Origin of the sequence: Enterobacter sp. FB (assembly GCF_000805795.1) — a bacterium.
GTDB classification, from domain to species: Bacteria; Pseudomonadota; Gammaproteobacteria; order Enterobacterales; family Enterobacteriaceae; genus Enterobacter; species Enterobacter roggenkampii.
Genome location: NZ_JSZC01000013.1, coordinates 831,849 through 845,770, shown reverse-complemented (window position 1 = coordinate 845,770; position 13,922 = coordinate 831,849). Strand labels below are relative to the sequence as shown.

General features: G+C 53.7%; 15 protein-coding genes. 6 read left to right on the top strand and 9 right to left on the bottom strand.

From position 1 onward, the window contains the following. The first annotated feature begins 91 nt into the window (after window positions 1–91). Together PI91_RS10880 and PI91_RS10875 are read left to right on the top strand one after the other, a co-directional pair. The gene (locus PI91_RS10880) at window positions 92–658 is read left to right on the top strand and encodes a cytochrome b (protein ID WP_039266895.1); all 567 of its coding nucleotides are present in this window, start codon (window positions 92–94) and stop codon (window positions 656–658) included. 1 nt (window position 659) lies between these two features. Continuing rightward, window positions 660–1,238 carry a YceI family protein gene (locus PI91_RS10875; protein WP_039266126.1) on the top strand — a complete coding sequence of 193 codons (579 nt, stop codon included), beginning with the start codon at window positions 660–662 and terminating at the stop codon, window positions 1,236–1,238. Between the two features lie 41 nt (window positions 1,239–1,279). Here the strand turns inward: PI91_RS10875 and PI91_RS10870 are convergent, their stop codons facing one another. Next, complete coding sequence (locus tag PI91_RS10870; RefSeq protein ID WP_021240778.1) at window positions 1,280–2,329, bottom strand: rhodanese-related sulfurtransferase; 1,050 nt, start codon at window positions 2,327–2,329, stop codon at window positions 1,280–1,282. A gap of 221 nt (window positions 2,330–2,550) precedes the next feature. Here PI91_RS10870 and PI91_RS10865 point away from each other — a divergent pair, with 221 nt between their 5' ends. From PI91_RS10865 to PI91_RS10855, 3 genes are all read left to right on the top strand, one after another. Further along, on the top strand, window positions 2,551–3,477 hold the full coding sequence (locus PI91_RS10865; protein ID WP_008500832.1) for a Kdo(2)-lipid IV(A) acyltransferase: 927 nt from the start codon (window positions 2,551–2,553) through the stop codon (window positions 3,475–3,477). Between the two features lie 143 nt (window positions 3,478–3,620). Continuing rightward, window positions 3,621–4,838: a multidrug efflux MFS transporter MdtG gene (mdtG, locus tag PI91_RS10860; RefSeq protein WP_021240779.1), complete on the top strand. Its 1,218-nt coding sequence runs from the start codon at window positions 3,621–3,623 to the stop codon at window positions 4,836–4,838. Between the two features lie 96 nt (window positions 4,839–4,934). Further along, window positions 4,935–5,309, top strand: coding sequence for a MysB family protein (locus tag PI91_RS10855; RefSeq protein ID WP_039266125.1), 375 nt, complete (start codon window positions 4,935–4,937; stop codon window positions 5,307–5,309). A 6-nt stretch (window positions 5,310–5,315) separates the two neighbouring features. On the opposite strand, the gene PI91_RS10850 is transcribed toward PI91_RS10855, so the two are convergent. The 3 genes from PI91_RS10850 to mdoG form a co-directional block, all read right to left on the bottom strand. Next, window positions 5,316–5,543: a YceK/YidQ family lipoprotein gene (locus PI91_RS10850; protein ID WP_008500835.1), complete on the bottom strand. Its 228-nt coding sequence runs from the start codon at window positions 5,541–5,543 to the stop codon at window positions 5,316–5,318. 84 nt (window positions 5,544–5,627) lie between these two features. Beyond that, window positions 5,628–8,156: a glucans biosynthesis glucosyltransferase MdoH gene (gene mdoH, locus PI91_RS10845; protein WP_023292800.1), complete on the bottom strand. Its 2,529-nt coding sequence runs from the start codon at window positions 8,154–8,156 to the stop codon at window positions 5,628–5,630. After that, window positions 8,149–9,702: a glucans biosynthesis protein MdoG gene (gene mdoG, locus PI91_RS10840; protein WP_021240787.1), complete on the bottom strand. Its 1,554-nt coding sequence runs from the start codon at window positions 9,700–9,702 to the stop codon at window positions 8,149–8,151. The genes mdoH and mdoG overlap by 8 nt, the downstream gene beginning before the upstream one ends. A 254-nt stretch (window positions 9,703–9,956) precedes the next feature. On the opposite strand from mdoG, the gene mdoC reads away from it, so the two are divergent. After that, window positions 9,957–11,096, top strand: a complete 1,140-nt coding sequence (mdoC, locus tag PI91_RS10835; RefSeq protein ID WP_008500838.1) for a glucans biosynthesis protein MdoC — start codon at window positions 9,957–9,959, stop codon at window positions 11,094–11,096. Window positions 11,097–11,130: 34 nt separating this feature from the next. Here the strand turns inward: mdoC and ymdB are convergent, their stop codons facing one another. From ymdB to csgB, 5 genes are all read right to left on the bottom strand, one after another. Then, window positions 11,131–11,673: an O-acetyl-ADP-ribose deacetylase gene (ymdB, locus tag PI91_RS10830; protein ID WP_023327094.1), complete on the bottom strand. Its 543-nt coding sequence runs from the start codon at window positions 11,671–11,673 to the stop codon at window positions 11,131–11,133. A 105-nt stretch (window positions 11,674–11,778) separates the two neighbouring features. Further along, window positions 11,779–12,099, bottom strand: a complete 321-nt coding sequence (locus PI91_RS10825; RefSeq protein ID WP_008500840.1) for a type 1 fimbrial protein — start codon at window positions 12,097–12,099, stop codon at window positions 11,779–11,781. A 160-nt stretch (window positions 12,100–12,259) separates the two neighbouring features. Then, complete coding sequence (csgC, locus tag PI91_RS10820) at window positions 12,260–12,592, bottom strand: curli assembly chaperone CsgC (protein ID WP_023343744.1); 333 nt, start codon at window positions 12,590–12,592, stop codon at window positions 12,260–12,262. Between the two features lie 59 nt (window positions 12,593–12,651). Further along, complete coding sequence (gene csgA, locus PI91_RS10815; RefSeq protein ID WP_023292803.1) at window positions 12,652–13,104, bottom strand: curli major subunit CsgA; 453 nt, start codon at window positions 13,102–13,104, stop codon at window positions 12,652–12,654. Window positions 13,105–13,145: 41 nt separating this feature from the next. Continuing rightward, on the bottom strand, window positions 13,146–13,601 hold the full coding sequence (csgB, locus tag PI91_RS10810) for a curli minor subunit CsgB (protein WP_008500843.1): 456 nt from the start codon (window positions 13,599–13,601) through the stop codon (window positions 13,146–13,148). Window positions 13,602–13,922 lie beyond the last annotated feature (321 nt).

Genomic DNA, 13,922 nt, shown 5'->3' with positions numbered 1-13,922 from the left:
AAATAAAAATCAATAGCCAATTATTTCAGTTGCAATATCCCGCCTTCCCGTTCATTTTTACCCTTCGGTTAATTTGAAAATGGACATTCTGATGCAATGGCGTAACTCCTCCCGGCGCTACGGAATAATATCCATAGGTTTGCACTGGATATTTGCTCTTGCCGTCTACGGTATGTTTGGACTTGGGCTCTGGATGGTCACACTCAGCTATTACGATGGCTGGTATCACCAGGCGCCGGAGTTGCATAAAAGCATTGGTGTCCTGCTGATGCTGGGGCTGGTTTTCCGCGTGATCTGGCGACATATTTCCCCGCCGCCCGCGGCGCCAAAGACCCACAGTAAATTTACCCGCCTCAGTGCCGTTGCCGCGCATATTGCCCTCTATGCGCTGCTGTTTGCCATCCTGATTAGCGGCTATCTCATTTCGACGGCTGACGGTAAGCCGATTAACGTTTTTGGCCTGTTCGAGGTTCCGGCAACCCTTAGCGATGCCGGCGCTCAGGCCGACACGGCGGGGGTTGTTCACCTCTGGCTCGCCTGGAGCGTGGTGATTCTGTCCGTGCTGCACGGGCTTGCCGCCCTCAAACACCATTTTATTGATAAAGACGATACGCTAAAGCGCATGCTTGGCCGCTCGTCAGTTGACTCTGGAGCATAAAATGAAAAAACACCTGCTGGGTATCGCACTGGGTTCTCTGTTATTCACCGCCGGCTCCGCCGTGGCGGCGGATTATAAAATAGATAAAGAGGGCCAGCACGCTTTCGTCAATTTCCGTATTCAGCACCTGGGATATAGCTGGCTGTACGGCACCTTTAAGGATTTTGACGGCACATTCACCTTTGACGAAAAAAATCCCGCAGCCGATAAAGTCAATGTGACCATTAATACGAACAGCGTCGACACGAACCACGCAGAGCGCGATAAACACCTGCGCAGTGGGGAATTCCTCAACGTCGCGAAATTCCCGCAGGCGACCTTCACTTCTACTGAGGTGAAGAAAGAGGGTGATAAGCTGAATATTACCGGCAACCTGACGCTTAACGGCGTAAACAAACCGGTCACGCTTGATGCGAAATTACTGGGCCAGGGTGACGATCCGTGGGGCGGTAAACGCGCAGGCTTCGAAGCGGCAGGGAAAATTCACCTGAAAGATTTTAATATCACAACGGATTTAGGCCCGGCGTCTCAGGACGTGGAGCTGATTATTTCCGTTGAAGGTGTACAGCAGAAATCATAATAACGTCGCCCGGCAGGCTTTTGCCGTGCCGGGCGTTATTATCATTCCGGGTCAGGGATACCCAGTTTGGTATTCAGACGACCGCGAGATTTATTGAAAATCTTGTTGCCGTTTTCACGTCCTGCGCGACGGCGACGCTGCTCTTCTTCCGGCAGGATGCTCTCTTCGCTGCATAACTCGCTACAGCAACCGTTAAACTTCTCGGCACAGGCCGGGCACTGAATGAACAGCAGATGACAACCGTCGTTTTTGCAGTTGGTGTGGGTATCGCACGGCGCGCCGCACTGGTGGCACTGGGCGATGACGTCATCCGAAATACGTTCACCCATACGCTCGTCAAAGACAAAGTTTTTCCCGATAAAGCGTACCGGCAGCCCCTGTTCACGGGCTCGGCGAGCGTACTCAATAATGCCGCCTTCAATGTGCCAGACTTTATTGAAGCCGTTGTGCTTCATCCACGCGCTGGCTTTCTCACAGCGGATACCGCCGGTGCAGTACATAACGATCTTTTTATCTTTATGCTCCTGCATCATCTCAACCGCTTTCGGCAGTTGCTCGCGGAAGGTATCCGCCGGAATCTCCATCGCATTCTCGAAATGCCCCACTTCATACTCATAGTGGTTACGCATATCGATGAACACGGCATCCGGATCGTCCAGCATCGCATTCACTTCCGCCGCCTTCAGATATTCACCGACGTCCGCCGGGTTAAACTCCGGATCGTCGATACCGTCCGCCACGATGCGTTCACGCACCTTCATGCGCAGCACCCAGAAGGATTTCCCGTCATCATCCAGGGCAATGTTCAGGCGTAAGCCGTTAAGGGCCGGATCAAAGTGATAAAGTACGTCGCGGAAGGCGCTGACTTTGCTTTCCGGTACGCTAATCTGCGCGTTGATGCCTTCACGGGCAAGGTAGACGCGGCCGAAGACGTTCAGCGCCGTGAACGCCTGATAAAGCGCATCTCGGGTCGCCTGCGGATCGTCGATCGTGAAGTATTTATAGAATGAGATGGTTGTGCGCGGTTCGGTTTCAGCCAACATACGCGCTTTTAACATCTCGTTCGAAACGCGGTTGTGTAACACTGGCATGGTGTACAGTCCTGGAGTCGTTAGAGAGAATGAAAAATCGGTCGGCATCATATAGCAAACAAAACCAATTTACATCCACACAATTTACGCTACATTTCACACACCCTGATTAATCAGGATTAACAATTGCTGTATTCGTGCACGCTTCGAAAGCAGATATTTTGGCTACGCCTCAAAAAATGAGACACTAGCGAAACAGGACGTTTGAACACAGGAAAGACATGACCCAGTTACCAAAATTTACTGCCGCCCTTTTGCATCCCCGCTATTGGTTGACCTGGCTTGGCATCGGCTTTTTATGGCTTCTGGTACAGCTTCCCTACCCTGTTATTTTTCGGTTGGGTAAATTTCTGGGCCGTTTCGCACAGCTGTTTATGAAGCGTCGCGCCAGAATCGCGTACCGCAACCTTGAGCTGTGTTTTCCGCAGATGAGCGACTCAGAGCGTCACAATATGGTCGCGAAGAATTTCGAATCCGTTGGGATGGGCCTTATGGAAACCGGCATGGCGTGGTTCTGGCCGGACAAACGCATGGCCCGCTGGAGCGAGGTAACGGGAACCGGCATGGATCCTGTACATACGCTTCAGGCCAACCAGACGGGCGTTCTGCTGATCGGCGTCCATTTTCTGACGCTGGAAATCGGGGCGCGTATGTTCGGCATGCAGGCGCCCGGCATTGGCGTTTATCGCCCTAACGATAACCCGGTCATCGATTTAATCCAGACCAATGGCCGCATGCGCTCCAACAAAAGCATGATCGACCGTAAAGATCTGAAGGGAATGATCCGTGCGCTGAAATCCGGCGAAGTGGTCTGGTATGCCCCCGACCACGACTATGGCCCACAGGCCAGCGTTTTTGTCCCCTTCTTCGCCGTTGAAGAGGCCGCCACAACCACCGGTACCTGGATGCTGGCGCGGATGTCCAAAGCCGCCATCGTACCCTTTGTTCCCCGCCGCAAGCCTGACGGTTCGGGCTACGAGTTGATGATGCTGGAACCGGAACTCGCGCCGCCGCTTGACGATGCAGAAACCACCGCGCGCTGGATGAACGGTATCGTAGAGAAATGCATCATGCTCGCACCCGAGCAGTACATGTGGTTGCACCGCCGCTTTAAAACGCGGCCAAAAGGCACGCCGTCCCGCTATTGATTTTCAGGATGCGATCCCCAGGGTCGCATCCTGTTTTAGCTTTAAAAGCTCCCCCTCATTGCGGCAATCATAACCCAGGCGCATAATTAGCAGGCTTATTACTTCTTGCTTCAGGTGCTCAGCACCTCATTATGCGGATTGTTATGTCACCTTCAGATGCCCCCATAAACTGGAAGCGTAACCTCACGGTTGCGTGGCTTGGCTGTTTTCTCACCGGCGCGGCGTTTAGCCTGGTCATGCCTTTTCTGCCGCTCTATGTTGAACAGCTGGGCGTGACGGGCCATAGCGCGCTCAATATGTGGTCCGGCCTGGTATTCAGCATCACGTTCCTGTTCTCCGCGATAGCCTCGCCCTTCTGGGGCGGCCTTGCCGACCGCAAGGGCCGTAAAATCATGCTGCTGCGCTCGGCGCTGGGGATGGCCATTATCATGGCGCTGATGGGCGTGGCGCAGAACGTCTGGCAGTTCCTGATTTTGCGCGCGTTGCTGGGTTTGCTGGGAGGATTTATTCCCAATGCCAATGCCCTGATTGCCACGCAAATTCCTCGCCATAAGAGCGGCTGGGCGCTGGGCACACTCTCAACCGGCGGCGTAAGCGGTGCCCTGCTGGGGCCACTGGCCGGCGGACTCATGGCCGATAGCTATGGCCTGCGTCCGGTGTTCTTTATCACCGCCTGCGTGCTGTTCCTCTGCTTTGTTGTCACCCTGCTCTGTATTCGGGAAAACTTCACGCCCGTTGCGAAGAAAGAGATGCTACACGCCAGGGAGGTGCTGACCTCGCTTAAAAATCCCAGACTGGTGCTGAGCCTGTTCGTGACGACCCTGATTATTCAGGTCGCAACCGGATCGATTGCCCCTATCCTCACGCTGTACGTTCGCGATCTGGCGGGGAACGTCAGCAATATCGCGTTTATCAGCGGGCTGATTGCGTCCGTGCCCGGGGTGGCGGCGCTGCTTAGCGCGCCGAGGCTGGGGAAACTGGGGGACCGCGTCGGTCCGGAAAAAATTCTGATCTGTGCGCTGGTGATCTCCGTCCTGCTGCTGATCCCCATGTCGATGGTGCACTCTCCGTGGCAGCTGGGCTTACTTCGCTTTTTGCTTGGTGCCGCAGACGGGGCCTTGCTGCCCGCCGTACAGACCCTGCTGGTTTACAACTCCACGAACCAGATTGCCGGGCGGATCTTCAGCTATAACCAGTCATTTCGCGACATCGGTAACGTCACCGGACCGCTTCTCGGGGCGAGCATCTCCGCCAGCTTCGGTTTTCGCGCCGTCTTTATCGTGACGGCGGGCGTGGTACTGTTTAATGCAATTTATTCGTGGTTCAGTTTATCCCGCGCGCTACGGCCAGTGGCGGAATAAGACGAACGCCTGACGCTTATTTTCGCATTCATACTTGCAGAATCGGATATTAAGCTATTCTTTCCCTGAAACCTTCTGGAAAACAGGGAGACACCAATGACCATGTACGCCACGCTGGAAGAAGCTATTGATGCCGCTCGTGAAGAGTTCCTCGCCGACAACCCCGGCGTTGAAGAAGAAGATGCTGACGTGCAACAACTTAATATCCAGAAATACGTTCTGCAGGATGGGGATATTATGTGGCAGGCCGAATTCTTTGCCGATGAAGGTGAAGAAGGGGAATGCCTGCCGGTCCTGAGCGGTGAAGGTGCGCAGGCCGTCTTTAACGGTGACTATGATGAAATCGAACTGCGGCAGGAATGGCTGGAAGAGAACACGTTGCACGAGTGGGATGAGGGCGAATTTCAGCTCGAGCCACCGCTGGATACGGAAGAAGGTCAAACCGCAGCCGATGAGTGGGACGAGCGTTAATTTACGCTACTCGTAAGGGCCGTGGCTGGCATCTATCGGCAGCAGCAGCGTGTCGAAAATTAGCGAGAATGGCAGATCCAGCACGGTGAGGTAGCGCCATGCGGAGTCTCGGAGATCCCATTTCACACCCGGGTAATACTGATTCCCGTGGCCCTGCCCTGGAATGGTGCGGCTGATGATGCTGCCGCAGCCGCTGAGCAGGCATGCCATCAGAACGACGATGATGATTCTCATGAGTAACCTCTAAAAAAATACCGGCGATTATGCCGGTATTTTAGTTGGCGGGAGGTGCTTCGCTTACCTGCCCTACTTAACCACTTACTTCGCCTTCAACGCCAGCGGGTTCAGCTTCAGTTCTTTATAGTAGTTTACCCACGAAGAGTATCTCTCCGGAGCGGACCAAACGCGGTAGTGAAGACGCGCCATCGTAACCGGGTCGCTCAGCAGGACCAGACGACGGTCACGGTTGAGTTTTTCCGGGGTCTCGTTCAGCGCCTGCTCAACGTGACGATCGCGGGCAATCTCCAGCACCTGGCTGGCACGGTGACGCGCCGTCGCCATTGCCGTCGCCAGGGCGTTGAATGACGGGTTAAACACGGCGTGCATAAAGCCGTCATCCAGCGTGCGATTGCGGTTCTGCTCGAGATAACGATCGGTGTCTACCAGCACCTGCGGCGGGGAATACTCTTCCGGGATCAGGAACAGCTTCCAGCGTTTGGTCCGCAGCCCCACCGTCGAACGGCTGGAGATGACGGAGACAAACGGCGACAGGATCAGCGAGAAGACAATCGGCGCCAGCCAGAACAGGAAGCGCAGATCCAGCCACGCCATCCCGGCCGCCCACACCAGACCCAGCAGCAGCTGAGAACCATGGCGCATAAAGGCTTCGCTCCACGGCGTGGAGTCGTCATCACGCTGCGGTGAGTTCCAGACCACTTCCCAGCCCAGGAACGCACTGACCACGAACACGGTGTGGAACAGCATACGCACCGGTGCCAGCAGCACGGAGAACAGCACTTCCAGCAGCAGTGAAAGGGTCACGCGGAAGAAACCGCCGTACTCTTTCGAGCCTTTGCACCAGATCAGGATGATGCTAAGCAGCTTAGGCAGGAACAGCAGCACCATGGTGGAGGCAAACAGCGCAATCGCCAGTTCCGGACGCCACTGCGGCCACACCGGGAACAGCTGGCGCGGCTGCAGGAAGTATTGCGGCTCCGTCAGGGCATGCACGACCTGCAGCGCTGTGGAGAGCGCAAGGAACATAAACCACAGCGGTGCGGAGAGATAAGACATCACGCCCGTCAGGAACACCGCGCGGTGAACCGGGTGCATCCCTTTCACCAGGAACAGACGGAAGTTCATCAGGTTACCGTGACACCAGCGGCGGTCACGCTTGAGCTCGTCCAGCAGGTTCGGCGGCAGCTCTTCGTACGATCCCGGCAGGTCGTAGGCAATCCAGACGCCCCAGCCAGCACGACGCATCAGCGCCGCTTCTACGAAGTCATGCGACAGAATAGAGCCGGCAAACGAACCCTCGCCCGGCAGCGGCGCCAGCGCACAGTGCTCAATGAACGGCTTCACGCGGATGATGGCGTTGTGACCCCAGTAGTGGGATTCACCCAGCTGCCAGAAGTGCAGGCCCGCCGTGAACAGCGGCCCGTAAACACGGGTGGCGAACTGCTGACAGCGCGCATAGAGCGTGTCCATACCGGACGCTTTTGGCGAAGACTGAATGATACCCGCGTTCGGGTTGGCTTCCATCAGACGCACCAGACCGCTCAGGCAGTCACCGCTCATGACGGAGTCAGCATCCAGCACCACCATGTAGCTGTACTGGTTACCCCAGCGGCGGCAGAAGTCATCGATGTTACCGCTTTTACGCTTCACACGACGACGGCGGCGACGGTAGAAGATCTGTCCTTCGCCCTGCACTTCTGCAATCAGCTCCATCCACGCTTTTTGTTCTGCCACGCAGATATCGGGGTTGTAGCTGTCGCTCAGGATGTAAACGTCGAAATGCTCCGCGTTGCCGGTGGCCTTCACGGACTCCCAGGTGGCACGCAGGCCCGCAAACACGCGGTCAACGTCTTCGTTACAGATAGGCATAATCAGCGCGGTACGGTGCTCAGGATTGAGGGGTTCATCCCCGACCGTTGACGCCGAAATACTGTATTTGTCACGCCCCATCAGCAGCTGCAGGAAGCCCATCAGCGCGGTCCAGAAACCGGCCGAGACCCAGCAGAAGAGAACCGCGAACAGCAGAAGGATGCCGCTCTGCAGGATATACGGCAGCAGCTGCATGAAGGAGACCCAGAGATCCTGGCCCATCATGTCCATCGGATTGATGAACGCCCAGCCCTGATACGGCAGGATGGTTTTCATATACCAGGTCGCGACGACCGTCTGCGCCAGCGTCAACAGCAGCAGGATGTAGCGACGGAGGGTCCCCACGGTACGCCATTTCTGTTCGGAAGCCTGCTCTTCTTTCGTCAGGCGTGACAGATAGCGCGGCGTCACATCACGCCCGCGCAGGCGATCCCAGAAGCGGCCCACCGGGTTGGTGCGCCACGGATCGGGGAACATTGAGGAACGCGTGGCCTTCGGCATCGCCTGAAGCTGATCGCGCCCTTCGTCGTCTTTAATCAACTGCCCTTCTGCCAGCGAGTCCGGCCAGGCCTGCTCCAGACGTGCCTTTACTGACCCCAGCGGCGTATCATCATCACGGGAAAACTGACGATGTTCACCATCCAGCGCGGTGTGAACCGCGCGGATGTCGCTCTTAGGCAGTGCCGCTTTTTCGATATCCGTCAGCGGCATGGCATCAATATATTCAGATGTATTATTCATTGGCAGGTAGCTGATAGCTCCAGGTTTCACTCAGCGGCTGATCGTTACTGACCAGCGCAGCACGCATTTCAGTGGTCTGTTTCGGATCTTTCACTTTCACGCGCAGGGTCAGACGCCAGCCTTTGGTTACCGGGTTGTAACGCACGGTATTCTCAACGATTTCACCGTTATCACCGATGCTGGCCTGAGCGGCAACGGCGGTGTCCGGTGACAGTTTCTTCATATCCTGGCCTGTAAAGTCCACGACAAAGGCCACGGTACCGTCAGGCTGACGGATAAGATTAGACTGCTTCACATCACCCGTTGAACGACGAGTCTGCATCACATACGCGTTATCCGGCGCATGCAGCTTATCTTCGTCGCGGCTGAAGGTGATGGTGTACTTGAAGTTCATCTCTTTACCGGCTTCCGGCAGCTGATCCGGCGTCCAGTAAGCCACGATGTTATCGTTGGTTTCGTCGTTGGTTGGAATCTCAACCAGCTCAACCTTACCTTTACCCCAGTCACCGTTTGGCGTGACCCAGGCGCTTGGACGCTGGTCATAGCGGTCGTCCAAATCTTCAAAGCGTGAGAACTGACGGCCACGCTGCAGCAGGCCAAAACCTTGCGGATTTTCCATCGCGAAGCTGCTCACCGCCAGATGTTTCGGGTTGTTCAGCGGACGCCAGATCCACTCTCCGTTACCGGCATGAATAGACAGACCGTTGGAGTCGTGCAGTTCCGGGCGGAAGTTAGTGGCCGGAGACGGCTGGTTCGGCCCAAACAGGAACATGCTGGTCAGTGGTGCAACGCCCAGTTTGCCCACTTTATCACGCAGGTAAACCTTGGACTGCACGTCAACCACGGTGTCACGACCCGGCATAATCACAAAGCGATAGGCGCCGGTCGCACGCGGTGAATCCAGCAGCGCGTAAATGGTCAGACGTTTATCCGTAGGTTTTGGACGTTCAATCCAGAATTCACGGAAACGTGGGAATTCTTCACCTGATGGCAGCGCGGTATCAATCGCCAGTCCGCGCGCAGAAAGCCCGTATACCTGCCCCGCGCCAATCACGCGGAAATAGCTGGCACCCAGCATGCTGACGATTTCGTCGTTTTTATCTTTGCTGTTGATCGGGTAAAGCACCTTAAAGCCTGCGAAGCCCAGGTCTTTCACCGTATCTTTATCGTGTTGCACATTGCCAAAATTGAAGTAATCCGGGCTGTATTTGATCTTACGTACCGCTGTGGCCGTCACTTCGTTGATGGCAACAGGCGTGTCGAAATACATACCCTGATGATAAAACTCAAGCTTGAACGGGGTCTTGATGTTGCTCCAGTAGGCTTTGTCGTGATTGAACTGGATCTGCTGATAGTCCGCATATTTCATATCGCGGAAAACGGAGGGCAAGTTACTTTTCGGCGCTTCGTAGCTCTTGCCAGCCATCGATTTTGCCTGTTTTGCGACATCGTCGATGTTAAAGGCCAGTGCCGATGAGGTATACAGTGATAACACCACTGCAGCACCTAACCAACGCATTTTCATCATCTGTGGTTTATGTTTCATAATAAGTAAGCACTTCCCCCTTTGTGTGCTTATATCGATCCGATCCATTTTAATGGAAACTCAGGCAATCCGACAACATTATCACTGCTTTGTTCAGCTGCTGGCTCATGGATTAAGCAAATGAAAGAACCCATTATTCACTTTGCGTGCTTATCCTGGAGACAGGGTGTCGGTCTTGGTGTAGGGTTGCTTTCGAATGTAACCATTATGAGTCTTAGGGATAAGACGAAAAGTCTGAGAATGCACAACGTTATATGAGCACAACACCAACAGAACGTGAATATTTCCTCGACTCGATCCGGGCATGGCTGATGCTATTGGGGATCCCTTTTCACATATCACTGATTTACTCCAGCCACACCTGGCATGTGAATAGCCAGATGCCCTCCTGGTGGCTGACGCTGTTTAATGACTTTATTCACGCCTTCCGTATGCAGGTGTTTTTTGTCATCTCCGGCTATTTCTCTTACATGCTGTTTCTGCGATACCCGCTTAAACGCTGGTGGAAGGTGCGCGTCGAGCGCGTGGGGATCCCCATGCTGACCGCGATTCCGCTACTGACGCTGCCTCAGTTCATTATGCTGCAGTACGTCAAAGGCAAAGCGGAAAACTGGCCGAATCTGTCACTGTATGAAAAGTACAATACGCTGGTCTGGGAGCTGGTGTCTCACCTGTGGTTCCTGCTGGTCCTGGTGGTGCTCACTACGGTGAGCCTGTTCATTTTCAGCCGCCTGCGTCACCACCTGAGTTCGAGAGCTGACGCCTTTTTCGCCACCGTTACGCTGGGCAAACTGTCAGTGCTCTTCTTGCTGTTGGGTATCGCTTACGCCGCGGTGAGACGCATCCTGTTTATCGTCTATCCACCGATACTGAGCGACGGCCTGTTTAATTTTGTGGTGATGCAGTCCCTTTTCTACATTCCGTTCTTTTTAATTGGCGCGCTGGCGTTTATTTACCCAAAGCTGAAAGCGCTGTTTACTACCCCGTCACCGTGGTGTGCTGTGGGTGCGGCCATCGCGTTCGCGGCCTATCTGCTGAACCAGCGCTACGGGAGCGGTGACGCCTGGATGTACGAAACGGAAAGCGTGATCACCATGCTGCTGGGTTTATGGATGGTGAACGTAGTATTCGCGCTCGGCCACCGCCTGCTGAACTTTAAGTCCAGCCGCGTGACCTACTTCGTGAATGCGTCGCTGTTTATTTATCTGGTGCATCACCCGCTCACGCTCTTCTTCGGGGCTTACATCACCCCGCATATCGCCTCCAACACGCTGGGCTTCTTTACCGGTCTGGTGTTTGTCGTGGGGATTGCGATCGTGCTCTATGAAATCCATCTGCGGATCCCGCTTCTGCGTTTCCTCTTCTCAGGAAAACCTCAGGTAAAAGCCTCATAAACAACCGCGGCGCACTCAGTGCGCCGCGTTTGCTTCAGGTCTCCAGTTCCTGCCCGCGCTGGGTCAGCAACCGTTGATAAAGGTGGGTGGTTTCTTCATCGAAACAGACAAAGATTACTTTCTCAGGCATCGGTTTTAGCGACAGATAGCGGTAAACGGTATCGACGGCGATCGTAGCGGCAGCCGCCTTAGGATAGCCATACACCCCCGTACTGATGGCCGGGAACGCCATTGTTTTATAGCCGTTGTCGGCAGCCAGCCGCAGACAGTTCCGGTAAGCCTCTTCCAGAATACTCGCCTCGTGCCGATCGCCACCGTGCCAGACAGGCCCTACGGCGTGGATCACCGCTTTGGCAGGCAGATCGCCCGCAAGCGTAATGACCGCATGGCCGGGAGGACATTCGCCCTGCTGTTGCCGTACGGTTTTGCAGGCTTCCAGCAGCTGCGGTCCGGCAGCCCGGTGGATAGCCCCGTCCACACCGCCTCCCCCCATCAGGGAGGGATTGGCCGCATTGACGATGACGTCGACGTGCATGGTCGTAATATCACCATGAATAACTTCAATTTGCGGTTTCATAAAGCCCCTCTGCAACCCGCCTTTTTATTAAGTGTATCGCAGGGCTGCCCGGGAGAAAAAACTATCAGAAAAAATCCTCTTCCGCACAAAGCGGAAGAGAGAGCGCTATCGATACTGGATTTCGACAACCGCGAGCGTTTTTTCAGGGTTAAGGTATTTCATGCGGAGCGACACCAGATCTGAATCGGACACTTTGCCATTAAGCGCCTCTTCATAACTGACCATGCGCGTTTGCATACGATTATTATCCGGACAGGACATAGCAAACTGTCTCTGCTGCGGCGTAACTTCACAGGGGTCTGCAACAATGGCACCGCGAAAATGAATAACGCCACCGTTCACAATGGTAGCCGAATAAACCGGGAGGCTAAAAACAGAAACAATCAGGCCCAGACCCGTCACGAGTCGAGCGAAAGAGTGGTTCATTATCGGTACTCCTCAATGAAAATCGTCCTTGAGGGGTAAACGCACTTCATTATGACAAACGAAGTCTCACGTTAAGGAACATAATGACCTGATCCCTGATATCAGCATAGCTCAACGGCACAGACCCGCCACATTCGCAACACATTGATTTCATGAATGATTAAAGCGAACGTTCCGCTGGCGACCACTGCTGAGATAAATGAAGCGATTTACCGTCTGAAACGGTGACAACGATTTTTACCGTGTCTCCCGCATTAATATTTAAACTCAGGCGCATTAAATCAATCGTCTGATTAGCGGGTATAAAAAGGGTATTTTGCTGTCGGGACGAACTTTGTCCGCCCTGCCCTTCCCGAACGGAAACAATCTGAACCTGACAATCACACGGCTGCGCCAGGGTGACCTGAGGAATAATGGTGGTCATATTTTCCTGCTGCGACGTTTTGAAAGTTATCTGGCTGGAAAGCGCGGCAAGAAGAATTAAGGTATTCATGATGTACTCCCGAAAAAACAGGGCATCAGCCCTGTTTTTTTGTAGCACAGATTTCAGTATCAGTACTGATGAGCTGTCGCGTGGTTACCAAAGCCAATCTGGGTAACGTTAACAGTAGAGTTAGAGGCAGTCTGGTCGACGAGGGCGCCGTTAAAGCCGCCGGACTGGTTAACGTTCATAACAGATTTTTTGCTGTTCCACTGATCCAGTGTTGCACTGTTGCCAAATCCTTTCTGGGTCAGGTTGATTTTACTGTCATCAGAACCCTGACCAACGTCAGCGCCGTTACCGCCACCTTTCTGGGTAATATTCAGCACGGAATTTCTGGCGTCTGTCTGCAGAGCAACCGCGGAGTTACCGCCACCGTCCTGATAAATATTCAGGGTTGAATTTGGGCCACTGTATCCGCCATGACCATGCCCATGACCCCAGCCGCCCTGATTAATAGAACCCGCCATAGCACTACCAGAAACTACGATTGCTGCAAGCGCTGCCACTTTGAGAAATTTCATGGTAAACCCCCATCGGATTGATTAAAATCGTCGCGAATGCGCTAATGTTGAATAACGTTAATCGCCATTTGCGACTGTTTCTGCACTACAACTGCGGTTTTCTGCGTACCGTACTGCGTAATATTTGCTCTATTACCCGACCCTTTCTGGATAATTTTCGCGCTATTACCGTATCCCTCTTGCGTAATACCTGCATCATTCGCGGTACCGCTCTGATCGATCCAGGCTATATTGTAACTCCCTGATTGATCAACTCTTGCTCTGTTGCCCGCCCCATCCTGTGAAACAATGGACAAGAGTTTTGAACCTTCCTGGCGAACCTGAGCGTCATTAAAAACACCCTGTTGACCAATAATGGCTGCCTGATTGAGTGATGAAAGACTTAATTCGTTAACCGCAAAATTATATTCAGCATTGGCTAAATCTGAATTCGCTGCGGTTACAAATCCAGGCGCACCCAGTAATGTAAACACCATAAATAACGATGTGTATTTCATGTTGTCACCCTGGACCTGGTTATTTAATCACGCCATAACCTATAACCGTGTTACTTGTAAAAACGATGCATATTGTGTTAACGCGTCGTTACGGTGAAGAGTATGTCCGCTGAAACATTTTAAATATCTCACCCGCGCGGCTTATTTTTATTTTTCGGATCACCACAAAGTCGTAATTTACGACAAAAATCACTTTACTCAGGCCAGCTTATATTTTTTATTTCCCCTGTCCAGCAATCAGGTTGTACAACGAGGCGAAGGCTGTCCACGCGTCTTCTCGCGTTGTTTAAACGTAACAGCAGAAGGACACTTTTTCACAGT

Bases quoted from the DNA above. Each gene is read 5' to 3' on its own strand.
- PI91_RS10880 (WP_039266895.1), top strand. From the start codon at position 92: ATGCAATGGCGTAACTCCTCCCGGCGCTACGGAATAATATCCATAGGT.
- PI91_RS10875 (WP_039266126.1), top strand. From the start codon at position 660: ATGAAAAAACACCTGCTGGGTATCGCACTGGGTTCTCTGTTATTCACC.
- PI91_RS10870 (WP_021240778.1), bottom strand. From the start codon at position 2,329: ATGCCAGTGTTACACAACCGCGTTTCGAACGAGATGTTAAAAGCGCGT.
- PI91_RS10865 (WP_008500832.1), top strand. From the start codon at position 2,551: ATGACCCAGTTACCAAAATTTACTGCCGCCCTTTTGCATCCCCGCTAT.
- mdtG (WP_021240779.1), top strand. From the start codon at position 3,621: ATGTCACCTTCAGATGCCCCCATAAACTGGAAGCGTAACCTCACGGTT.
- PI91_RS10855 (WP_039266125.1), top strand. From the start codon at position 4,935: ATGACCATGTACGCCACGCTGGAAGAAGCTATTGATGCCGCTCGTGAA.
- PI91_RS10850 (WP_008500835.1), bottom strand. From the start codon at position 5,543: ATGAGAATCATCATCGTCGTTCTGATGGCATGCCTGCTCAGCGGCTGC.
- mdoH (WP_023292800.1), bottom strand. From the start codon at position 8,156: ATGAATAATACATCTGAATATATTGATGCCATGCCGCTGACGGATATC.
- mdoG (WP_021240787.1), bottom strand. From the start codon at position 9,702: ATGAAACATAAACCACAGATGATGAAAATGCGTTGGTTAGGTGCTGCA.
- mdoC (WP_008500838.1), top strand. From the start codon at position 9,957: ATGAGCACAACACCAACAGAACGTGAATATTTCCTCGACTCGATCCGG.
- ymdB (WP_023327094.1), bottom strand. From the start codon at position 11,673: ATGAAACCGCAAATTGAAGTTATTCATGGTGATATTACGACCATGCAC.
- PI91_RS10825 (WP_008500840.1), bottom strand. From the start codon at position 12,099: ATGAACCACTCTTTCGCTCGACTCGTGACGGGTCTGGGCCTGATTGTT.
- csgC (WP_023343744.1), bottom strand. From the start codon at position 12,592: ATGAATACCTTAATTCTTCTTGCCGCGCTTTCCAGCCAGATAACTTTC.
- csgA (WP_023292803.1), bottom strand. From the start codon at position 13,104: ATGAAATTTCTCAAAGTGGCAGCGCTTGCAGCAATCGTAGTTTCTGGT.
- csgB (WP_008500843.1), bottom strand. From the start codon at position 13,601: ATGAAATACACATCGTTATTTATGGTGTTTACATTACTGGGTGCGCCT.